The 20,380-nt window shown below is 70.9% G+C and carries 19 protein-coding genes and 1 tRNA gene; 5 read left to right on the top strand and 15 right to left on the bottom strand.

The genetic code is table 11. The annotated features are described in order from the left end of the window. Positions 1-3: 3 nt before the first annotated feature. Together ACFWH5_RS09050 and ACFWH5_RS09045 are read right to left on the bottom strand one after the other, a co-directional pair. A complete protein-coding gene (locus ACFWH5_RS09050) occupies positions 4-834 on the bottom strand; it encodes an undecaprenyl-diphosphate phosphatase (protein WP_378834110.1) in 831 nt (276 codons plus the stop codon). A gap of 61 nt (positions 835-895) precedes the next feature. Beyond that, entirely contained in the window at positions 896-2,191 is a 1,296-nt protein-coding gene (locus tag ACFWH5_RS09045; RefSeq protein WP_378834109.1) for a M20/M25/M40 family metallo-hydrolase, read from the bottom strand. Positions 2,192-2,303: 112 nt separating this feature from the next. Here ACFWH5_RS09045 and ACFWH5_RS09040 point away from each other — a divergent pair. Continuing rightward, positions 2,304-2,388: transfer RNA gene (locus ACFWH5_RS09040), tRNA-Leu, on the top strand. A gap of 62 nt (positions 2,389-2,450) precedes the next feature. Here ACFWH5_RS09040 and ACFWH5_RS09035 read toward each other — a convergent pair. The 4 genes from ACFWH5_RS09035 to ACFWH5_RS09020 all read right to left on the bottom strand — a co-directional run bounded on the left by ACFWH5_RS09035 (position 2,451) and on the right by ACFWH5_RS09020 (position 6,808). Then, positions 2,451-3,242 (bottom strand): glycosyltransferase family 2 protein, encoded by a 792-nt coding sequence (locus ACFWH5_RS09035; RefSeq protein WP_378834108.1) that lies wholly within the window; start codon positions 3,240-3,242, stop codon positions 2,451-2,453. Positions 3,243-3,246: 4 nt separating this feature from the next. Beyond that, the gene (locus ACFWH5_RS09030) at positions 3,247-3,699 is read right to left on the bottom strand and encodes an SRPBCC family protein (protein WP_378834106.1); all 453 of its coding nucleotides are present in this window, start codon (positions 3,697-3,699) and stop codon (positions 3,247-3,249) included. Between the two features lie 122 nt (positions 3,700-3,821). Then, positions 3,822-4,916, bottom strand: a complete 1,095-nt coding sequence (locus ACFWH5_RS09025) for a VIT1/CCC1 family protein (RefSeq protein WP_378834105.1) — start codon at positions 4,914-4,916, stop codon at positions 3,822-3,824. Between the two features lie 149 nt (positions 4,917-5,065). Then, on the bottom strand, positions 5,066-6,808 hold the full coding sequence (locus tag ACFWH5_RS09020; RefSeq protein WP_378834104.1) for a DEAD/DEAH box helicase: 1,743 nt from the start codon (positions 6,806-6,808) through the stop codon (positions 5,066-5,068). 115 nt (positions 6,809-6,923) lie between these two features. On the opposite strand from ACFWH5_RS09020, the gene ACFWH5_RS09015 reads away from it, so the two are divergent. Next, a complete protein-coding gene (locus ACFWH5_RS09015) occupies positions 6,924-7,754 on the top strand; it encodes an SGNH/GDSL hydrolase family protein (RefSeq protein WP_378834103.1) in 831 nt (276 codons plus the stop codon). Between the two features lie 9 nt (positions 7,755-7,763). Here ACFWH5_RS09015 and ACFWH5_RS09010 read toward each other — a convergent pair whose 3' ends face one another. Beyond that, positions 7,764-8,567: a TrmH family RNA methyltransferase gene (locus tag ACFWH5_RS09010; RefSeq protein WP_378834101.1), complete on the bottom strand. Its 804-nt coding sequence runs from the start codon at positions 8,565-8,567 to the stop codon at positions 7,764-7,766. A 58-nt stretch (positions 8,568-8,625) separates the two neighbouring features. On the opposite strand from ACFWH5_RS09010, the gene ACFWH5_RS09005 reads away from it, so the two are divergent. Beyond that, a complete protein-coding gene (locus ACFWH5_RS09005) occupies positions 8,626-9,492 on the top strand; it encodes a Sir2 family NAD-dependent protein deacetylase (protein ID WP_378834100.1) in 867 nt (288 codons plus the stop codon). Positions 9,493-9,508: 16 nt separating this feature from the next. Further along, positions 9,509-10,156, top strand: coding sequence for a histidine phosphatase family protein (locus ACFWH5_RS09000; RefSeq protein WP_378834098.1), 648 nt, complete (start codon positions 9,509-9,511; stop codon positions 10,154-10,156). A 32-nt stretch (positions 10,157-10,188) separates the two neighbouring features. Here ACFWH5_RS09000 and ACFWH5_RS08995 read toward each other — a convergent pair whose 3' ends face one another. Genes ACFWH5_RS08995 through ACFWH5_RS08975 form a run of 5 tightly spaced genes read right to left on the bottom strand, consistent with a single transcriptional unit; the run spans position 10,189 to position 16,099 of the window. Next, entirely contained in the window at positions 10,189-10,995 is an 807-nt protein-coding gene (locus ACFWH5_RS08995) for an HpcH/HpaI aldolase/citrate lyase family protein (RefSeq protein ID WP_378834096.1), read from the bottom strand. After that, the gene (locus ACFWH5_RS08990) at positions 10,992-11,468 is read right to left on the bottom strand and encodes a MaoC family dehydratase (protein WP_378834094.1); all 477 of its coding nucleotides are present in this window, start codon (positions 11,466-11,468) and stop codon (positions 10,992-10,994) included. The genes ACFWH5_RS08995 and ACFWH5_RS08990 overlap by 4 nt, the downstream gene beginning before the upstream one ends. A 9-nt stretch (positions 11,469-11,477) precedes the next feature. Further along, on the bottom strand, positions 11,478-12,629 hold the full coding sequence (locus ACFWH5_RS08985; protein ID WP_378834093.1) for an acyl-CoA dehydrogenase family protein: 1,152 nt from the start codon (positions 12,627-12,629) through the stop codon (positions 11,478-11,480). After that, positions 12,626-14,542 carry an acetyl/propionyl/methylcrotonyl-CoA carboxylase subunit alpha gene (locus ACFWH5_RS08980; protein ID WP_378834091.1) on the bottom strand — a complete coding sequence of 639 codons (1,917 nt, stop codon included), beginning with the start codon at positions 14,540-14,542 and terminating at the stop codon, positions 12,626-12,628. The genes ACFWH5_RS08985 and ACFWH5_RS08980 overlap by 4 nt, the downstream gene beginning before the upstream one ends. A gap of 3 nt (positions 14,543-14,545) precedes the next feature. Then, a complete protein-coding gene (locus ACFWH5_RS08975; protein ID WP_378834090.1) occupies positions 14,546-16,099 on the bottom strand; it encodes a carboxyl transferase domain-containing protein in 1,554 nt (517 codons plus the stop codon). 98 nt (positions 16,100-16,197) lie between these two features. Between ACFWH5_RS08975 and ACFWH5_RS08970 the strand changes: the two genes are divergently transcribed. Continuing rightward, a complete protein-coding gene (locus tag ACFWH5_RS08970; RefSeq protein WP_378834088.1) occupies positions 16,198-16,791 on the top strand; it encodes a TetR/AcrR family transcriptional regulator in 594 nt (197 codons plus the stop codon). Positions 16,792-16,850: 59 nt separating this feature from the next. Here the strand turns inward: ACFWH5_RS08970 and ACFWH5_RS08965 are convergent, their stop codons facing one another. From ACFWH5_RS08965 to ACFWH5_RS08955, 3 genes are read right to left on the bottom strand one after another with little or no spacing between them, the layout of a single operon-like run. Beyond that, a complete protein-coding gene (locus tag ACFWH5_RS08965) occupies positions 16,851-18,227 on the bottom strand; it encodes a dihydrolipoamide acetyltransferase family protein (RefSeq protein WP_378834087.1) in 1,377 nt (458 codons plus the stop codon). Then, positions 18,224-19,252, bottom strand: a complete 1,029-nt coding sequence (locus ACFWH5_RS08960; protein WP_378834085.1) for an alpha-ketoacid dehydrogenase subunit beta — start codon at positions 19,250-19,252, stop codon at positions 18,224-18,226. Before ACFWH5_RS08960 ends, ACFWH5_RS08965 begins: the two co-directional genes overlap by 4 nt. A gap of 1 nt (position 19,253) precedes the next feature. Next, complete coding sequence (locus ACFWH5_RS08955) at positions 19,254-20,360, bottom strand: thiamine pyrophosphate-dependent enzyme (RefSeq protein WP_378834084.1); 1,107 nt, start codon at positions 20,358-20,360, stop codon at positions 19,254-19,256. Between the last annotated feature and the right edge of the window lie 20 nt (positions 20,361-20,380).

Here is a 20,380-nt window from a genome sequence, read left to right as displayed (position 1 = left end):
CGCTCAAGACGCCGGGATGACGCCGGTGGCGAGCAGGACGATGATCACCACGCCCAGCAGCACCCGGTAGACGACGAAGGGCAGGAAGCTGCGCTTCGAGATCCAGTTCATGAAGAACGCGATCACGCCCAGCGCCACGACGAACGCGATGCCCGTGGCGGCGAACGTCTCGAAGAGGCTGAAATGCTGCTGCGGGTCGTCCCAGTGCTTGACCAGCTGATAGAAGCCGCTGCCGAACACGGCCGGGATCGCCAGCAGGAAGGCGTACCGTGCGGCGGCGGCACGCTCGTAGCCGAGGAAGAGCCCCATGGTGATGGTGCCGCCGGAGCGCGAGACGCCGGGGACGAGCGCGAGCGCCTGGGCGAAGCCGAAGGCGATGCCGTGCGGATAGGTGAGGTCGTTCAGCCTGCGGCGTTTGGCCCCCACGTAGTCGGCGATGCCGAGCAGCAGACCGAAGCCGATCAGCATGATCGCGACGAGCCAGAGCGAGCGGAGCACGGTCTCGATCTTGTCCTGGAAGACGAGTCCGAGCACGACGATCGGGATGCTGCCCAGGATGATCAGCCATCCCATGCGTGCGTCCGGATCGTTGCGGGGCACGGAGCCGCCCAGCGAGCGGAACCATCGACCGATGATGCGCACGATGTCGCGCCAGAAGAACACGACCACGGCCGCCTCGGTGCCGATCTGAGTGATCGCCGTGAACGCCGCGCCGGGGTCCTCACCGGACGGCAGGAAGGCGCCGAGGATCCGCAGGTGCGCGCTGGACGAGATCGGCAGGAACTCGGTGAGCCCCTGGACGATGCCGAGGATGAGTGCTTCGAGCAGGTTCATGCGTCGCTTTCTCGGGTGGGCGCGTCGGCGCGGCGTGTCGCGCGGATGGAGCGGATGCCTGTCAGCAGGACCGCAGCAGGTCGGCCAGCACACGCTGGCCGAAGACAAGCGATTCTACGGGTACGCGCTCATCGACTCCGTGGAACATCCCGGTGAAGTCGAGGTCTGCGGGCAGCCTCAGGGGGGCGAAGCCGTAGCCGGTGATGCCGATGGATGCCAGCGCCTTGTTGTCGGTCCCGGCCCCGAGAAGGTACGGAATGACCGGTACGCCGGGATCGTGCCGGCCGAGGGCGGCGACCATCTGTTCGACGAGATCGCCTTCGAACGGCGTTTCCATGCCGATGTCGCGCACGACGGTCTGGATCTCGATGCCGTCGCCGACGATCCGCTGCAGCTCGGCGAGCACGTCGTCCTCGGTGCCGGGGATCACGCGCACATCGATGAGTGCCTCTGCGGTCTCGGGGATGACGTTGTGCTTGTAGCCGGCGGTGAGCGCGGTCGGGTTCGCGGTGGTGCGGAAGGTCGATCGCAGGAACGCCTCGGCGGGGCCGGATGCCGCCGCGAGTGCGTCCGGGTCGTCGACCGGCCGGCCGGTGAGCGCGCTGAGCCCGTCGAGCAGGGCACGCGTGGTGGGTGTGAGCCGAAGAGGCCACCGGGTGCGGCCGATCGCGGCGACGGCCTCCGCGAGCCTGGTCACGGCATTGTCCTCGTGGAACCGGCTGCCGTGGCCGGCGCGCCCCTTGGCGACCAGTCGCAGCCACATCAGCGCCTTCTCCCCCACCTGCAGCAGATAGGCGCGGTGCTCGTCGACGGTGATGGAGTATCCACCGACCTCGCTGATCGCCTCGGTCGCGCCGGCGAACCACTCCGGCCGGTCGCGCACGACGAGGGCGGAGCCCTCCACGCCGCCGTTCTCCTCATCGGCGAAGAACGCGAGGATGAGATCCCGGTCGGGCTGATCGCCCGCGCGCAGCATGTCGGCGACGGCGGTCAGGATCATGGCGTCCATGTTCTTCATGTCGACGGCCCCGCGTCCCCACAGGAGTCCGTCCCGCACGACACCGGCGAACGGGTCCACGCTCCAGTCCTCCGCCAGGGCGGGGACGACGTCGAGATGACCGTGCACGACCAGGGCGGGGCGTTCGGGGTGGCGCCCGCGCACGCGAGCCATCACGTTGGTGCGGCGCGGAATCGGCTCGTAGTACTCCGGCTCGAGCCCGAGACGCTCGAGGTACGCGCCGACGTACTCTGCGGCCTCGCGTTCTCCGTTGGCCTTGCCGCCTCCCCAGTTCGAGGTGTCGATGCGGATCAGGTCGCGGGCGATCTCGACGACTTCGGGCAGCGGCGTTTCGGTCATGGGTCCAGGCTATCGAAGCGCCATGCCACGCCCGGGCGGTCCGCCGTTTCGTGGCGCTCTCCGGTCCGTGCTAAAGTCATTCTTCGGTCGGCAACGACCATTTTCATCACCTGCGCGGGTGGCGGAATAGGTAGACGCGCTAGCTTGAGGTGCTAGTGCCCGCATAGGGCGTGGGGGTTCAAGTCCCCCCTCGCGCACAGAACGGCGAAGGCCCCCGGATCTCGATCCGGGGGCCTTCGCCGTTGCATGACGGTTCCGCTCAGCCGCTCCCGGCGTGCGTCCCCGCGACGGCGACACTTCCGCGCACCGTTTCCCGCCTCCGCCGATCCGCGAGTCGTCGCCACCGGCTCGGCGGGAAGTCCGCCGGCCAATGCAGGACGACGGTGCGCCAGCCCCGGCGGATGCGACGCGCGAAGGCGGCGGAACTCCACAGCGGACGGCTCGAGATGCCCATCGCCGCGGACCGCAGCGCGCCGATCCGACCCAGCGTTCCGAGGTGGAACGACAGGTCGAGGTCGTCGTGGGTCTCGGCATCGCCCCGGTGCACCTCACCGCGCACGCGCCGCCAGGCATCCGCCCGCAGCGCCATGTTCGATCCGAACAGGGGGCGGTGCCCGAGCGCCGGTGCGGTCACGAGCCGGTAGGCGCCCAGGTAGAGGTGCGCAGCGGGCCGCCGCAGCATCCGAGGGCCGTCCACGAATCGCGCACCGCCGGTGACCGCCACCAGCCGTGGGTCGCGCTGGAAGGCCGCCATGATGTCCTCGGTCCACGAGGAGGGCGGGAGGCAGTCGGCATCCAGTCGAAGGATCAGATCACCGGCGGCCGCGTCGTATCCTGCGGCACTCGCGGCCGGGATGCCCGGCGTCTCGCAGGGGACGACCCTGGCGCCGGCGGCGCGGGCGATCGCCGCCGACGCGTCGGAGGACGCGTTGTCGACGACGATCACCTCGTCGGGCTGCCGGGTCTGGCGGCGCAGCGCCTCCAGGCACCTGCCGAGCAGGGCCGCGTCGTCCCGCACGGGGATGACGACGGAGAGCCGCACCGCCGGCACGCGCTCAGGCCTCGACGTCGCCCCGCCAGGCACCGGTGGCCGATCCGCGGCCCTCGATGAACTCCTTGAAGTTGTCCAGGTCCTTCCGCACGGCGTGAGATGCCACTCCGGTCATGGCGCCGAGCTTCTCGGCCAGGCCCTCCGGATCCCAGTCGATCTGCACGGTGACGCGCGTCGCCGCATCGGAGAGCTTGTGGAACGTCACGGCACCGGCATGCGCCGTCTCACCCGCGGTGCTTCTCCACGCCACCCGCTCATCGGGGTGCTGCTCGGTGATCTCGGCGTCGAACTCCCGTTCCGCACCGGCGATGTTCACGACCCAGTGCGTGTGGGTGTCGTCGCCCTGGGTGATCGAGACGACCTCTTCCAGGAAGTGGGGGAAGCTCTCGAACTGCGTCCACTGGTTGTATGCCACCGTGACGGGCACATCGACATCGACGGTTTCGATGATCTGCATTCTGAACTCCTCGCTTTCGGGATGGAGTCTCCATTCATGCGCATCCGGCCGGATCGCGGCAGGGGGGTTGACGGCAGCGGCTTCGCCGCCCCACCGACGGACCGGTACGTTTCGATCGCGCGTCAGACGGCCCCCACGCCGAACACGAGGCCGAGCGCGTACGTGACGGCCGCCGCGCCGAAGCCGATGGCGAGCTGCCGCAGCGCGCGCGTCAGAGGCGGTCCGCCCGACAGGATGCCCACCATCGCCCCGGTGCTGAGCAGGGCGACGCCCACGAGCGCGAGGGCGACGATGACGGCTGTGAGCCCGCTCAGCCCGAAGATCCACGGCAGCACAGGGACGATCGCACCCGAGGAGAACAGCAGGAAGCTCGACACCGCGGCCGTCCAGTCGCTGCCCACGATGTCGTGATCGGAGTGACCGGCGTGGGTGCCGATCGGTCCGGTCGCGGTGCGGCGCACCCCGGCATGCGCGGCGGTGAGCACGCGCTCGGCCCGGGCGAGCGCCTCTGTCTCGTCCACGCCCCGCGCGCGGTAGACGAGCGCGAGCTCGTTCGCATCGATGTCGAGGTCGCCCGCGGTCGCGTCGGCGGCGTTGTTCGCCTCGGTCGCCGTGAGCAGCTCGCGCTGGGACCGCACCGACACGAACTCCCCCGCACCCATCGACAGTGCCCCGGCGAGCAGCCCGGCGACGCCGCTGAACAGCACGAACGAGGGTGCGACCCCGGTGGCGCCGATGCCGAGGACGAGCGCGAGGTTGGAGACGAGCCCGTCGTTGGCTCCGAACACGGCGGCGCGGAACGATCCGGAGAGCCGGCGTCGCCCGCGCGCTGCGAGCCCCCGGACGACCTCGTGGTGCACCTTCTCGTCGGCCCGCATGGCGGGGGTGGCGTACCGCTCGGCGTCGTAGGGAGAACGCGCCTCGGCGCTCTGCGCGAGGGCGAGTACGAAGATCGAACCGAAGCGCCCCGCCATCCAGCCCAGCATGCGCGATCGCAGCCCGGCGCGCGGCAGCCGGCCGGGCTCACCGCCGAGAAGTGTGAGCCAATGCTGTTCGTGGCGGCTCTCCGCCTCCGCGAGCGACATCAGGATCTCGCGCTCCTCGCCCTGACGGCGGGCCGCCAGGCGGGAGTACACGGCTCCTTCGGCCCGTTCTTCGACGAGGTAGCGCGCCCAGCGCCGACGGTCGGCGGCGGTGGGCTGGTCGGGCGCGGTCATGATGCCTCCGTGCTCGTCGTGGACATCTCACGCTATCGAGCGTGCGCTGCTCGTCCGGCGTCGAGACGAGTATTGACAGGATTTCGGGAATCCGAACGGCGCGGGGCGTCACCTGCGTCCGCGGTTCGCGCTGCGCACGGACGGCCGGCTCAGGAGCGCACGCGCTTGCGGAGCACATCGATGCGGGACTGCAGCTGCGTGACGGTCGCCTGCGCGACCGCGGGTCCCCCGCAGACGCGTCGCAGCTCGGCGTGCACGGCGCCGTGCGGCTCGCCGCTCTGACGGGCGTACAGTCCGACGAGACTGTTCAGCAGCTGCCGCTGTTCGCGCAGGGTGCGGTGCAGCGGCGCGGGCAGCGTGGTGATTGCCTCCGGCGGGGTCGCCGCCTCCCGTGCCTCGCGGAGCCGCGACTGGCGGGACTGGCGCTGCATGAGCAGCTCGTGCACATGCTCGGGCTCCAGAAGTCCTGGCAGGCCGATGAACTCCTCCTCCTCGGGGGTGCCGGGCTCGGCGAGCTGACCGAACTCCTTGCCTTCGAAGACCACGCGGTCGAAGTGCGCGAGTGACGAGAGTGCCTGGTAACTGAACTCCTGCGTCAGCGCGTCCGAGGCGTCATCCTCGCGGTTCGCGCTCTCCAGCAGCGCGTCGTCGAGGCCGTCCTCGTCCTTCGACTGACGGTCGAGAGCATGGTCGCGCTGGCGCTCCATCTCGTTGGCGAGCGTCATCAGCACCGGCACGTTCGGCAGGAACACGCTGGCGGCCTCGCCACGGCGACGGGCGCGCACGAAGCGGCCGATCGCCTGCGCGAAGAACAGCGGAGTGGACGACGACGTCGCGTACACGCCGACAGCCAGACGGGGCACATCCACGCCCTCCGACACCATGCGCACGGCGACCATCCAGCGGCGGTCGTTCGCGCTGAACTTCTCGATGCGCTCGGATGCGGTCGCGTCGTCCGACAGGACGATGGTGGGCTGCTCCCCCGTCAGGCTGTGCAGGATCTTCGCGTAGGCCCGCGCGACGGTCTGATCGGTGGCGAGCACGAGGCCGCCGGCATCCGGCACATGATGCCGGATCTCGGTGAGGCGCCGGTCGGCAGCCGACAGCACCGCCGGCATCCACTCCCCCTCCGGGTCCAGCGCCGTCCGCCAGGCCTGCGAGGTGACGTCCTTGGTGTTGTCCTGCCCGAGATGAGCCTCGAGCTCGTCACCGGCGCTGGTGCGCCAGCGCATCCTGCCGGCGTACATGTGGAACAGCACGGGTCGCACGACGCCGTCGGCGAGAGCGCGGCCGTACCCGTACCGGTAGTCGGTGCTCGAGATCCTGGCGCCCGACTCGTCAGGAAGGTACTCCACGAAAGGGATGGGCGCCGTGTCGCTGCGGAACGGCGTTCCCGACAGCAGCAGCCGCCGTCGGGCGGGCGCGTACGCGTCGCGGATCGCATCGCCCCAGCTCAGGGCGTCACCGCCGTGGTGCACCTCGTCGAGGATGACGAGGGTCCTGGCGTCCTCGGTGAGGTGCCGATGCACGCTGGACTTCGCGGCGACCTGCGCGTAGGTGACGACCACGCCGTGATAATGCCGCGCCGGAGCCCAGTGGCTGTTGCGGAACCGCGGGTCCAGCCGGATGTGCACGCGCGCCGCGGCGTCCGCCCACTGCGTCTTCAGATGCTCGGTCGGAGCGACGACGATGATCCGGTTCACCTCGCCGGCCTTCAGCAGCTCGACCGCGAGGGTGAGCGCGAAGGTGGTCTTGCCCGCCCCGGGTGTGGCGGCGACGAGGAAGTCCCGCTTGTCGGCGGCGAAGTACTCGTCGAGGGCCTCCTGCTGCCACGCCCTCAGCTTGCTCGCGATACCCCACGGGGCGCGCTGAGGGAAGGACGGAGAGAGCATCGCATCAACGATAATCCAGGCCGCCGACGCCGCCCTACACGCGGCGATGCGCACCCGAGTAGGCTCTCACCGGCGCGTCAGGCAGCATTGCGCGCCGGATGCCGAAGGAGAGCCGATGGTCGACCAGGAAACATCCCGCACCCCCTACGTGCCGAATGAGGGACCGCACCCGTGGCGCCGCTTCGTGGCCATCGGCGACTCGTTCACCGAGGGCATCGGCGATCCGGACCCCGGCGTCCCCGGCGGACACCGCGGATGGGCGGACCGGGTCGCCGAGGTGCTGGCGCAGGACGTCGACGACTTCGCGTACGCCAACCTCGCGGTGCGCGGGAAGCTGATCGCGCAGATCGTGCGGGAGCAGATCGAGCCCGCGATCGCCCTGACACCCGATCTCATCTCGATCTGCGCGGGCGGGAACGACGTGATCCGTCCCGGCACCGACCCCGATGACATCGCCGCACAGCTGGAGGGCGCCGTCGCACGCCTCGCCTCGACCGGCGCGGCGGTGCTGCTGTTCACCGGCATCGACACCGGATTCACTCCGGTCTTCCGGCCCTTCCGCGGAAAGGTCGCGATCTACAACGAGAACGTGCGCGCGATCGCCGACCGGCACGACTGCATCGTGGCCGACCAGTGGGCGCTGAAGGTGGTGCAGGATCCGCGCTTCTTCGATGATGACCGGCTGCACTACAACGCCCTCGGTCACCATGAGATCGCGCGGATGGCGCTGCGTGCCCTGAACGTGCCCAACGACCTGCAGGCCATGCAGCCCGATCCGGTCCCCGTGCGCAGCTGGCGCGAGGCGCGCGCCGGTGACATCGGCTGGGCGCGTGAGCACCTGGTGCCGTGGGTGCTGCGCCGGCTGCGGCATCAGTCCTCGGGTGACAACGTCGTGGCCAAGCGGCCGGAAGCGGCGCCGGTGCGCCTGCGCGACATCGAGCTCTGAGGGGCCGAATCAGGCGCGGGTCAGCGCCCACAGCGCGACGGCCGCGGCCGACGCGACGTTGAGCGAGTCGACTCCGCCGGACATCGGGATCGTCACGACGCTGTCGGACGCATCGAGTGCCGCACGAGACAGTCCGTCGCCCTCGGTGCCCATCATCAGCGCCACGCGCTCCGGCCGTGTCGCGGCGTAGCAGTCGAGCGGAACGGCGCGGTCCTCCAGGGCGAGCGCGGCGAGCTGGAAGCCGAGCGCGCGCAGCTCGCGCGCGGCATCCGACCACTCGCCGATCCGCGTCCACGGCACCTGGAACACCGTGCCCATGCTGACGCGGACGCTGCGGCGATAGAGCGGATCCGCGCAGCGCGGCGTCACGAGCACGGCGTCCGCGCCCAGCCCGGCGGCGGCTCGGAAGGCCGCACCCACGTTGGTGTGGTCGACGATGTCCTCGAGCACCAGGACCAGACGGGCGTCGCCCACGACGTCGGACAGCGCGCGCTCGAGCGGCCGGTGCATCGCCGCCATCGGACCGCGATGGATCGCGAAGCCGGTGACCTGCTCAGCCACAGCCGCCGGGACGACGTACACCGCCGGCTCCTGGTCTCCGAGCGCCTCGGACACCGCATTCAGCCACTTCTCCTGCGTGAGCACCGATCGCGGACGATGGCCGGCGGCGACGGCCCTGGCGATGACCTTGGCGGACTCGGCCATGTAGAGGCCACCCTCGGGCTCGTGGACGCGCCGCAGCGCGACGTCGGTCAGCGAGCGGTAGTCGTCCAGGCGGGAGTCGGCCGGGTCGTCGATGCGCACGAGGTCCATGCCTCCACTCTCCCAGGTGCCGCGCCGGTCCCCGCCGCGCGGGCATAGTGTGGAGACCGTGCAGGCGACCGACCACGCGGATGACGGCATCGAGACCGGACAGGTGCGGCACGCGATCGATCGGGCCTCGGCGCTGCTGCACGGGAGGCGCATCGCGGTGCTCACCGGCGCCGGCATCTCCACCGACTCCGGCATCCCCGCGTACCGCGGTGCCGGCGCGCGGACCAGGGCGAACCCGATGACCATCCAGACCTATCTGGCCGATGAGGCGGCCCGCCGCAGATACTGGCTGGGCGCGCACCTGGGCTGGCGCACCTTCACGACTCCCGATCCGAACGAGGGGCACATCGCGCTGGCGCGCCTGGAGCGCGCCGGGATCGTGACCGGCGTCGTCACACAGAACGTCGACGGCCTGCACCTGCGCGCGGGCAGCTCCCGGGTGGTCGAGATCCACGGCACGATGCACCGCGTGCTGTGCCTGCGCTGCGGGCAGGTCTTCGACCGCCGCGCCGTCGCCGACCGTCTCGAGACGCTCAATCCCTGGGTGACGACGCCGGAGCGGATCGAGCTGAACCCCGACGGAGATGTGACTCCCGAGTCGTCGGAGGGATTCGTCATCCCGTCGTGCACGGTCTGCGGCGGGATGCTCAAACCGGAGGTGGTGTTCTTCGGCGAGTTCGTCCCCGCCGCGCGGTTCCGCGCCGCGGAGTCGGTGATGCACGCGTCCGACGCGCTGCTGGTGGCCGGCACGTCCCTGGCGGTGAACTCCGGCATCCGCGTCATCGAGCGGGCGCGTCGCCGCGGCATCCCTCTCGTGATCGTGAACCACGAGCCCACCCGCGCCGATGCGTGGGCCGACGTCGTCATCCCCGGTGGCACCAGCCCGGTGCTGGGCGCGATCGCGCAGCAGTTGATCAGCCGGTGACGGCTAGGGTCGAGAGGTGACCCTCCTCACCCTCGTGCGCCACGGCCAGACCGACTGGAACCTCGAGCGTCGCATCCAGGGAACGACCGACATCCCGCTGAACGACACCGGACGCGCGGACGCGCGTGCCGCTGCCGCCGCGCTGACCGGCCTGCGCCCCGACGCGATCTACGCCAGCCCGCTGGTGCGCGCGCGGGAGACGGCGCACATCATCGCCGGAGAGCTCGGCCTCGCCGCACCGGCGATCACCCGCGGCCTGAGGGAGCGGGAGTTCGGCGACGGCGAGGGGATGCTGGTGGCCGACTACCTGACGCGGTACGGCGACTGGAACGCGGGCGTTCCCGGCGCGGAGACGCTCGCGCAGGTGCGGGATCGCGCCCTGGACTCCCTGGAGCGCATCGATCGCGCGTCGCGACGCCGCTCAGCACCGCGCGCGGAGTCGATCGTCGTGGTCAGCCACGGCGGGGTGATCCGCGCCCTGCTCATGCACGTGTCGGGCGGAACGCTGCCGCGCGAAGGCGACGTGCTGCGCAACGGCTCCGTGCACCGTTTCGTGGCCGAGCGCGGCACACTGCGTCTGCTCGACGAGGTGCCGCTGCAGATCGTCTCGGCCGGCGTCGACGGCGCGGACGACGTCCGTACCGCGGGAGCGACCCCGGCCTGAGCGCCTGCGGAGCCCCAGCGCGGCGGAAGCTCTCAGGCTCTGGCGAGCACGGCACGCGCATGCCGCAGCACAGGCTCGTCGACCATCCGCCCCTCGAAGCGGAACACGCCCCGCTCCCCCTCCGCCGCGGCGAGCACCGCACGCGCCCATTCCTGCGTCGCAGGGTCGGGACGATACGCGGCGCGGATCACCGCGACCTGCTTCGGATGGATGCAGGCGGTGGCTCGGAAGCCGGATGCCACCGCATCCGCCGCTTCCTCGGCCAGCCCTGGCTCGTCGTCGATGTCGAGGTGCACGGCGTCCACCGCGGCCTTGCCGTGCGCGGACGCGGCGATGAGCACCGCCGATCGGGCGTGGCGCGCGACGTCGCGGTAGCGGCCGTCCGCGGTACGGCTGGCCATGCCGCCGAGGGACGCGACCAGGTCCTCCGCGCCCCACATCAGCGCGGCGACGCGGGGGTGCGCGGCGATCTCGCCGGCACGATGCACCCCGCGCGCGGTCTCGCACAGCGCGATCAGCCGATGCGACGCGTCGAAGGCGTCGAACGCCGCCGGGTCCTCGGCCTTGGCGATCATGACGGTGCGGTACGGCGTCCGCGCGAGCGCCTCGATGTCCGCGGCGAACTCGGCGGATGTCGGATCGTTCACCCGCACGATGACGCGGGAGGGATCGAGCGTGGCGGCGACGATGTTCTCGCGGGCCTGCTCCTTCGCCTCCGGCAGCACGGCGTCCTCGAGGTCGAGGATCACACCGTCCGCCTTGGCGAGCGCCCCGGCGAAGCGCTCCGGCCGGTCGGCGGGGCAGAACAGCAGCGCCGGCCCGAAGTCGACGTCCCTCATTTCGCCTCCGGCCGGCAGTGCACCAGCACGGTGCGTGTCGCGGTGGCCACGACCGTGTCGTGCTGGTTGCGGCCGGTGTGCACGATCGTGCAGATGCCCTGGCCCGGCCGTGACGAGGAGAGCCGCTTGTCGGTGATGACGCTCTCGGTGTAGAGCGTGTCGCCGGGGAACAGCGGATGCGGGAAGGAGATGTCGCCGAGGCCGAGCTGCGCGACGAGCGTTCCCTGGGTGAGCTGCGCCACGGATGCCCCGACCATGGTCGACAGCGTCCACATGGAGTTCATCAGGCGCTGCCCGAAGGGCTGCTGGGTCGCAGAGAACGCGGCGTCGAGGTGCAGCGCCTGCGCGTTCATCGTCAGGGTCGTGAACAGCACGTTGTCGGCCTCGGTCGCGGTGCGACCGGGTCGGTGCAGGTAGCGCGCGCCGCGCTCGAACTCCTCGTAGTACAGCCCGCGCTGGAGGATGTCGGTCATGCTCGCACTCTAGCCCGCGAGGCCCAGCGCCCTGGCGATCACCAGCAGCTGCACCTCAGTCGTTCCCTCGCCGATCTCGAGGATCTTCGAGTCGCGGTAGTGGCGCGCGACCGGGTACTCGTTCATGAACCCGTTGCCGCCGAAGATCTGCGTCGCGTCGCGGGCGTTGTCCATCGCCGCCTCGCCCGAGACGAGCTTCGCGATCGCCGCCGCCTCGGCGAACGGTCTGCCCGCGTCGTGCAGCCGTGCCGCGTGATGCCACGCCAGTCGCGCCGTGTGGACCCTCGCGCGCATGCGGGCGAGGGTGAACTGCGCGTTCTGGCGCGTGCTCAGCGCTGAGCCGAAGACCGTGCGCTTCTGCGCGTAGTCGACCGCCGCCTCGAGGCACCCTTCCGCGGCGCCGGTCGCCAGCGCCGCGATCGCGATGCGGCCCTCATCGAGGATGCTGAGGAAGTTCTTGAACCCGCTGCCCCGCTCGCCGAGCAGATGGGAGTCGGGCACACGGGCGCCCTGGAACGTCAGCGGGTGCGTGTCCGACGCGTTCCAGCCGACCTTGTCGTACGCGGGCTCCACCGTGAACCCGGGCGTGCCGTTGGGGACGATGATCGTGGAGATCTCCTTGCGTCCGTCGTTCTCACCCGTCACCGCCGTCACGGTCACGAAGCGCGTGATCGCGGTGCCGGAGTTGGTGATGAACTGTTTGCTGCCGTCGATCACCCACTCGTCGCCGTCCAGGCGAGCCGTCGTGCGCGTCGCTCCGGCGTCGCTGCCCGCTTCGGGTTCGGTCAGTCCGAAGCCGGCGAGCTGCGAGCCCGCGAGCAGGCCGGGCAGGTACTCCGCCTTCTGCTCCTCGGATCCGAACCGGTGCACCGGCATGGCTCCCAGGCTGACGCCTGCTTCCAGAGTGATGGCGAGCGACTGGTCGACACGGGCGATCCCTTCGATCGCGAGCCCGAGGGCGAAGTAATCGCCGCCCTGCCCGCCGTGCCCCTCGGGGAACGGCAGCCCGAACAGCCCGAGCTCCCCCATCTGCCGGACGACGTCGAGATTCAGGGTGTGCGTGCGGTCGGCCTCATACGCCTGGGGCGCGACCACCTGCTCGGCGAAGTCGCGCACCATCGAGGCGAGCTCGCGCTCCTCGTCGTTCAGGTCGTAGGTCATGCTGTCTCCTCTTCGCTGACGCGGGCGACCGGCTGATCGCGCCGCACCTGGTCGCCGACCGCGACCAGCAGGTGCACCGTGCCGCTGTGGGGCGCGAGCACCGGGTGCTCCATCTTCATCGCCTCGATCGAGACGAGGGGGTCTCCTTCGCGCACGGTGTCACCGTCGGCGACGTGCACGGCCACGACAGCGCCCGGCATGGACGCTCGGCCCTCAGGTTCGCGCGGCCCCGCCGCGCGGGTGCGCTCCGCGAGGCGGCGCTCCAGTCCGGCTCTGCGCGACAGCGGCCGCAGTCGCATCGTCGTCCCGGCGTCGAAGACCCAGACCGCGCCGTCGCCGTCGGATGCGGCAGGCACGCCGTGCGTGTATGCCGCCGGGGCCTCAACGACGGCGTCGTCATCGGTGAGGAAGATCGTGCGCGGCAGCGGTTCGGGAGCGCCGATCCGCCAACCGGCCAGCCGGTGCCAGAGGTCGGCGGCCCCTGCCGCGGGTGGACGCGGCACGGCGTGCGCGGCGGCGGCGAGCATCGGCATCGTCGGGGGCGCTGCCGGGAACGGCAGCATGGTCTCGATGAGCCCGGTGTCGAGGTCGCCGGCCACGACGCGCTCCTGTCGGCAGAGTGCCCGCAGGAAGGCGACGTTGGTCTCCACGCCCAGCACCACGGTGCGCGAGAGCGCGGCATCCAATCGCCGGAGCGCGCTCGCGCGGTCGGAACCGAACGCGATGACCTTCGCGATCATCGGGTCGTAGAATCCCGTGACCTCGGATCCGGTCTCGACGGCCGCGTCCACGCGCACGCCGCGGGGCGGCTCGAACAGCAGCACGCGGCCGGTCGACGGCAGGAACCCGCGCTCCGGCGACTCCGCGTACACGCGGGCCTCCACCGCGTGGCCGCGCACCTCCGGCGGCTCGGGTAGCGCACCGCCGGCGGCGACGTGCAGCTGCAGGGCGACCAGGTCCAGCCGGGTGACCTCCTCGGTCACCGGGTGCTCGACCTGCAGGCGGGTGTTCATCTCGATGAAGAAGAAGTTCTCCACGGAGTCGGCCTCCACGAGGAACTCCACCGTACCGGCGCCGCTGTAGTCCACGCTCTGCGCCGCGGCGACCGCCGCCGCGAGCAGGCGCTGCCGCACGGCGTCCGGAAGGTGCGGGGCGGGCGCCTCCTCGATCACCTTCTGGTGGCGGCGCTGCAGGGTGCACTCACGCTCGCCCAGCGCGATGACCGTGCCGTTCGCGTCGCCGAACACCTGCACCTCGATGTGCCGGGGTCGCTGCACGAGACGCTCCAGCACCAGGGCGTCGTCGCCGAAGGCCGCCGTCGCGACACGGCGCGCGGTCGCGAGGGCGGGAGCGAGCTCTTCGGCGGAGCGCACCACCTCCATGCCCTTGCCGCCGCCACCGGCGCTGGGCTTGACGAGCAGCGGATAGCCGACCTCGCTCGCCCGCGTGCGGATCTGCTGATCGTCCATGCCCGCGGCGTCGAACCCGGGCACGATGGGCACGCCGTGCTGCGACACGTGCGCGCGGGCGCGGGCTTTGTCGCCCATGACCTCCAGCGCCGGCACGCGCGGTCCGATGAACACGATGCCGGCGTTCTCGCAGGCCTGCGCCAGAGCGACGCTCTCGGACAGGAAGCCGTATCCGGGGTGGATCGCCTGTGCCCCGCTCCGCTGCGCGGCGGCGATGATGGCGTCCACGCGCAGGTAGGACTCGGAGGCCGGTGCTGCGCCGATCCACACGGACTCGTCGGCTTCGCGGACGTGCGGTGCGTCGGCATCCCCGTCGCTGTAGACGGCGATGCTGCGGATGCCGAGCTCGCGCAGCGTGCGGATGATGCGCCGGGCGATCTCACCGCGGTTGGCGACGAGGACGGTGTCGAACGCGTCGACAGGCTCAGGGACACGGTGGTTCATGACTCACATCCGGAAGAGGCCGAAGCGGGGTTCGGGCAGCGGGGTGCGGGAGACGACGTCGAGCGCGAGGCCCAGCAGGTCGCGGGTCTGGTCGGGGTCGACGATGCCGTCGTCCCAGAGCCGGGCGGTCGCGTAGTAGGGCTCGCCCTGTGCTTCATACTGCTCGCGGATCGGGGACTCGAACTGCGCCCGCTCCTCGGCCGACCAGGACTCGCCCGAGGCGCTGAGCTGGTCCTCTTTGACGGTGGCGAGGACGGATGCGGCCTGGGCGCCGCCCATGACCGAGATGCGACTGGCGGGCCAGCTCCACAGGAAGCGTGGCGAGTACGCCCGGCCGCACATCGAATAGTTGCCGGCGCCGAACGATCCTCCGATGATCACGGTGAGCTTGGGCACGCGGGTGGTGGCGACCGCGGTGACCATCTTCGCGCCGTCCTTCGCGATGCCTCCGGCCTCGGCGTCGCTGCCCACCATGAAGCCGGTGATGTTCTGCAGGAACAACAGCGGGATGCCGCGCTGATCGCACAGCTCGATGAAGTGCGCGCCCTTGAGGGCGGACTCACTGAACAGCACGCCGTTGTTGGCGACGATCCCGATGGGATGTCCGTGCAGCACGGCGAAGCCGGTCACCAGGGTGGTGCCGTAGTCCGGCTTGAACTCCGAGAAGCCGCCCGCGTCGACCAGCCGGGTGATGACCTCGTGCACGTCGTAGGCCGCGTTCACGTCGACGGGAACCACGTCGTACAGGCTTCCCTGCTCCGCCGGCTCGCGGGAGGCCATGACGTCCCATACGGGTGCGGTGGGCCTGGGCAGCGTGGCCACGATGTCGCGGAGGATCTCGAGAGCGTGCTCGTCGTCCTCGGCGAGGTGGTCCACCACACCCGACCGGCGGGCGTGCAGCTCACCACCGCCGAGCTCCTCGGCAGTGACGACCTCGCCGATCGCGGCCTTCACCAGAGGAGGTCCGCCCAGGAAGATCGTGCCCTGGTTTCGCACGATCACCGTCTCGTCGCTCATCGCGGGAACATAGGCGCCGCCCGCGGTACAGGAGCCGAGCACGGCCGCCAGTTGCGGTATGCCCTCGGCGGACATCCGCGCCTGGTTGAAGAAGATCCGGCCGAAGTGGTCGCGGTCGGGGAACACCTCGTCCTGCTTCGGCAGGAACGCGCCCCCGGAATCGACCAGGTACACGCAGGGCAGCCGGTTCTCGAGGGCGATCTCCTGGGCCCGCAGATGCTTCTTGACCGTCAGGGGGAAGTAGGTTCCCCCTTTGACGGTGGGGTCGTTGCAGACGACCATCACGTGCCGCCCGTGCACCAGGCCGATGCCGGCGATGACGCCGGCGCCCGGTGCGTCTCCGCCATACAGCCCGTGCGCGGCGAGCGGAGCGATCTCGATGAACGGGCTGCCCTCGTCGAGCAGGCGTGCCACGCGGTCACGCGGCAGCAGCTTGCCGCGTGCGACGTGGCGATCACGCGAGCGCTCCGGGCCCCCGAGCGCGGTCTCGGCGAGCCGTGCGCGCAGTTCCTCGGCGAGCGTCTGCTGATCTGCGGGCATCGTGCGTCCTCCTCGACTCACGCGGGGCTGGTGGCGTGACCACCCTCTCAGTTAGGGTTCATTAACCCGAGGATTCAGGTTAGCGAGGATTAACCGAAATGACAACGCCCGTCACCGCTCGTGATCGCGCCAAGGCGGAGCGCACCGACGCCATCCTGTCGTCCGCGGCGCAGCTCTTCGCCAGCCGCGGGTACTCCGGCGTCAGTCTCGAGGACATCGGTGCGGCGGTCGGCGTCTCGGGTCCGGCGGTCTACCGGCATTTCGCCGGGAAGCACGCACTGCTGGACGCGCTGCTCATCGGCGTCAGCGAGCGTCTTGTCGACGGCGGCGCGGCCGAGGCGGCCGCAGTGACGACGCCGCTGCAGCGGATGCGGGCCCTGGTGGGCTTCCATGTGGACTTCGCGCTGGGCAATGCCGACGTGATCAGGGTGCAGGACCGTGATCTCGCCCACCTCTCCCCCGAGGCGCAGACCGAGGTGCGGCGGCTGCAGCGCGCGTACATCGAACTGTGGATCGACGCGCTCAGCGCCCTCCGCGCGGCTGAGCGCGACGAGCTGCGGCTGCGCGTGCAGGCCTGCTTCGGCCTGATCAACTCCACTCCGCACAGCACCCGCTCCGTCCTGCGCTTCCGCGCGCAGACGGCGCAGCTGCTGAGCGCAATGGCGATGTCGGCACTTCTCGCCGACGCCTGACCGGTGCATGACCGCGCCGACGTGGGGCGGGGGCCGTCGCCCGTCCGCCCCCGGGTCGGTCAGAACACCAGGGCCCGTCCTGGCTGCTCCAGCAGGTCGGCGACGTCCTTCAGGAACCGGGCGCCCTCCGCCCCATCGACCAGACGGTGGTCGAACGACAGGCTCAGGGTCATCACCTGGCGCAGCGCGATCTCACCGCGGTGCTCCCACGGCTGGCGTCGCACCGCGCCGACGGCGAGGATGCCGGACTGGCCGGGGGGAAGGATCGGGGTGCCCGCATCGATGCCGAACACGCCGATGTTCGTGATCGAGAACGTACCCGCCGCGAGATCCGCAGGGCTGGTCCTGCCCGAGCGCGCCGTCGCCGTGAGCTCCTGCAGTGCGTCGGCGAGACCGGTGAGCGACAGCGTCTCGGCGCTGCGGATGTTGGGCACGATGAGGCCGCGCTCCGTGGCCGCGGCGATGCCGAGATCGACGTAGTGGTTCTGCACAATCTCGCCGGCCGACTCGTCCCAGTGCGCGTTCAGCGAGGGATTGCGGCCGAGCGCCAGACACACCGCCCTGGCGATCACCACCAACGGTCCGATGCGATGCTCCGAGAGCGACCTGTCGGCGCGCAGCTGCTCGATCAGCTCCATGGTGGCGGTCACATCGACGGTGTGGAACGTGGTGACGTGCGGCGCCGTGAAAGCACTCTGCACCATCGCCTGCGCGGTGTGCTTGCGCACACCGCGGATCGGGATGCGGGTCTGCCGCCGTTCGCCGTCCCCCGTCGCAGAAGCTGCCGTCTTCGGCTTCTCGGGCGCGGTTCCGACCGCATCCGGCACCGCGCCCCCGACGCGCTCGGCATAGGCATCGACGTCCTGCCGGGTGATCACCCGGTCGCCGACCTCCGCCGCGACGAGAACGAGATCCACGCCGCGTCGCTTCGCATGCGCGCGCACCGGAGGGGTCGAACGAGGACGCTCGCCCACCGCCGGCTCCGCGTCGGCGGGCGGCAGCGCATCATGAGGGGCCGCCTCCCGCACCGCGGCGTCGGTCTGCACCGTCGCGTTCGACACACCTCGGCGCGCACGACGCACAGGGCGTCCGCCGGCCGCGGGCGCCGCGCCGTACCCGACGAGGTTCGGCTGCGCCTTCTCCTCGGACGGCGCCTCGCCGCCGGGCTGACCCGTCGCCTCGCTCTCCGGCTCGGAGCCGACGACGTCGAAGGCGATGAGGGGCGAGCCCACCGCGATCGTCTCGCCTGCTTCCGCGTGCAGGGACGCGACTGTCCCCTCGTACGGCGACGGCAGCTCGACGACGGCCTTGGCGGTCTCGACCTCCGCGAGGGTCTGGTTCAGGGCGACGCTGTCGCCGGGCTCGACCAGCCATTGCACGACCTCCGCCTCGGTGAGTCCCTCACCGAGGTCGGGCAGGCGGAACTCCGCGATCATCGCTGCGCTCCCGTCGTGTCGGATGCCGGACTGAGGCTGTGCGGCCTGTCCATGACGCGGTCGACCGCGTCCAGGATGCGGTCCAGGTCGGGCAGGTGATGCTTCTCGAGCTTCGCGGGCGGATACGGGATGTCGTGCCCTGTCACCCTCACCGGCGCGGACTCGAGGTACTCGAAGCAGTGCTCCGTGATGCTGGCGATCACCTCGGCGGCCACACCCGCCTCCCGCGACGCCTCGTGGGCCACCACCACACGGCCGGTGCGACGCACCGCCGCGGCGACGGTGTCGTAGTCGACGGGTGACAGGGAACGCAGGTCGATGACCTCGAGCGACACGCCCTCGTCGGCGGCGGCATCCGCGGCGTCGAGGGCCGTGCTCACCATCGCCCCGTACGTGATCAGGGTGGCATCCGTGCCCTCGCGCACCACCCTCGCCAGCCCCATCGGGGCGGCATCCGCGAGCGGCGCCTCGAGATCGACCTCGCCCCTGTGGTGGTACAGGCGCTTGGGCTCGAAGAAGATCACCGGATCGTCGCTCGCGATCGCCTGGCGGAGGCACCGGTACGCGTCGTCGGGGTTCGACACCGCGATCACCCGCAGCCCGGCGGTGTGCACGAAGTACGCTTCGGGCGACTCGGAGTGATGCTCGGCCGCGCCGATCCCGCCCGCCCAGGGCACCCGGATGGTGATGGGCATCTTCACCCGGCCCTGGGTGCGGTAGTGCAGCTTCGCCACCTGGGAGACGATCTGATCGAACGCCGGGTAGATGAAGCCGTCGAACTGGATCTCGATCACCGGGCGGTAGCCGCGGAAGGCCAGGCCGACGGCGGTGCCGACGATGCCCGACTCGGCGAGCGGAGTGTCGATCACGCGCTGCGCCCCGAACTCGTCCTTCAGACCGTCGGTGATGCGGAACACGCCGCCGAGCGCGCCGATGTCCTCGCCGAGCAGCACGACCCGGTCATCGTCGCGCATCGCCTGGCGGAGGCCGGCGTTCAGCGCCTTGCCGAGAGTCATTTGGGTCATCTCAGGCCTCCTCGAACGAGGCCAGGTAGGCCGCGTACTCGTCGCGCTGGCGCTCGAGCCCCGTGTGCGGTTCGGCGTAGACGCCGTCGAACACGGCAAGGGCGGGCCGGGTCGTCATGCCCAGGCATGCGGCGCGCATGTCGCGCGCCGCCGCATCGGCTTCCGCCTGCACCGACGCGCGGTGCTCCTCGGTGAGCTCGGCGCCGAGGAGCGCCTCGAGGCGCGCGATCGGATCGCGCCGGCGCCAACGCTCGAGCTCCGTCTCGTCGCGGTAGCGCCGGGGATCGTCGGCCGTGGTGTGCGGGCCCATGCGATAGGTGACCAGCTCGAGGTAGGCGGGCCCCTTCCCCGAGCGGGCGTGATCGAGTGCCCAGCGCATGGCGGCGAGGCACGCCACGACGTCGTTGCCGTCGACGCGCATGCTCGGGATGCCGAATCCCGGCGCCCTGCCGGCGAGCGGATACTGCGACTGCAGGCCGACCGGCTCGGAGATGGCCCAGTGGTTGTTCTGGCACACGAAGACCACCGGGGCGCGGTACGACGATGCGAACACCATCGCCTCGTTGACGTCCCCCTGGCTGGTGGCTCCGTCACCGAAGTAGGTCACGGCGACCTCGTCGGCCCCATCGTGCCGTATGCCCATCGCGTACCCGACGGCGTGCAGCGTCTGCGCGCCGATGATGATCTGCAGCGGCGCCATGCGCAGGACGGCGGGGTCGTACGCAGCGCCCTCCTCACCGCGCCACATGCGCACGTAGTCGCCCAGCTGTGCGCCGCGGACGTGCATCACCCCCGTCTCGCGGTAGCTGGGGAACACGAAGTCCTGCGCAGCGAGAGCACGTGCGGTGCCGATCTGCGACGCCTCCTGGCCGTTGCACGGAGCCCACAGGCCCAGCTGCCCCTGGCGCTGCAGTGCGACGCCCTCGTTGTCGATACGACGCAGCACGCACATGTCGCGATGCAGATCGCGCAGCATCCCCGCGTCGAGGTCCTGGATGTAGGGGTCCAGCTGCGCATTCGGCTGACGGGAGCCGTCCGGCGCGATGATGCGCTCGGTCAGTTCGAGATCGTTCTCGGTGTCGACGATCGGGGTGGTGTGCGGTGACATCTGCGTCCTCCTGACGTGAT

This window comes from Microbacterium sp. NPDC058345, from assembly GCF_042723855.1.
Taxonomy (GTDB): Bacteria; Actinomycetota; Actinomycetes; order Actinomycetales; family Microbacteriaceae; genus Microbacterium.
This window is presented reverse-complemented; position numbering and strand designations above follow the sequence as displayed.

Excerpts from the sequence above, each read along its gene's own strand:
- ACFWH5_RS09050 (WP_378834110.1), bottom strand. The coding sequence starts at position 834 with ATGAACCTGCTCGAAGCACTCATCCTCGGCATCGTCCAGGGGCTCACC.
- ACFWH5_RS09045 (WP_378834109.1), bottom strand. The coding sequence starts at position 2,191 with ATGACCGAAACGCCGCTGCCCGAAGTCGTCGAGATCGCCCGCGACCTG.
- ACFWH5_RS09030 (WP_378834106.1), bottom strand. The coding sequence starts at position 3,699 with ATGCAGATCATCGAAACCGTCGATGTCGATGTGCCCGTCACGGTGGCA.
- ACFWH5_RS09025 (WP_378834105.1), bottom strand. The coding sequence starts at position 4,916 with ATGACCGCGCCCGACCAGCCCACCGCCGCCGACCGTCGGCGCTGGGCG.
- ACFWH5_RS09020 (WP_378834104.1), bottom strand. The coding sequence starts at position 6,808 with ATGCTCTCTCCGTCCTTCCCTCAGCGCGCCCCGTGGGGTATCGCGAGC.
- ACFWH5_RS09015 (WP_378834103.1), top strand. The coding sequence starts at position 6,924 with ATGGTCGACCAGGAAACATCCCGCACCCCCTACGTGCCGAATGAGGGA.
- ACFWH5_RS09010 (WP_378834101.1), bottom strand. The coding sequence starts at position 8,567 with ATGGACCTCGTGCGCATCGACGACCCGGCCGACTCCCGCCTGGACGAC.
- ACFWH5_RS08995 (WP_378834096.1), bottom strand. The coding sequence starts at position 10,995 with ATGAGGGACGTCGACTTCGGGCCGGCGCTGCTGTTCTGCCCCGCCGAC.
- ACFWH5_RS08990 (WP_378834094.1), bottom strand. The coding sequence starts at position 11,468 with ATGACCGACATCCTCCAGCGCGGGCTGTACTACGAGGAGTTCGAGCGC.
- ACFWH5_RS08985 (WP_378834093.1), bottom strand. The coding sequence starts at position 12,629 with ATGACCTACGACCTGAACGACGAGGAGCGCGAGCTCGCCTCGATGGTG.
- ACFWH5_RS08980 (WP_378834091.1), bottom strand. The coding sequence starts at position 14,542 with ATGAACCACCGTGTCCCTGAGCCTGTCGACGCGTTCGACACCGTCCTC.
- ACFWH5_RS08975 (WP_378834090.1), bottom strand. The coding sequence starts at position 16,099 with ATGCCCGCAGATCAGCAGACGCTCGCCGAGGAACTGCGCGCACGGCTC.
- ACFWH5_RS08970 (WP_378834088.1), top strand. The coding sequence starts at position 16,198 with ATGACAACGCCCGTCACCGCTCGTGATCGCGCCAAGGCGGAGCGCACC.
- ACFWH5_RS08965 (WP_378834087.1), bottom strand. The coding sequence starts at position 18,227 with ATGATCGCGGAGTTCCGCCTGCCCGACCTCGGTGAGGGACTCACCGAG.
- ACFWH5_RS08960 (WP_378834085.1), bottom strand. The coding sequence starts at position 19,252 with ATGACCCAAATGACTCTCGGCAAGGCGCTGAACGCCGGCCTCCGCCAG.
- ACFWH5_RS08955 (WP_378834084.1), bottom strand. The coding sequence starts at position 20,360 with ATGTCACCGCACACCACCCCGATCGTCGACACCGAGAACGATCTCGAA.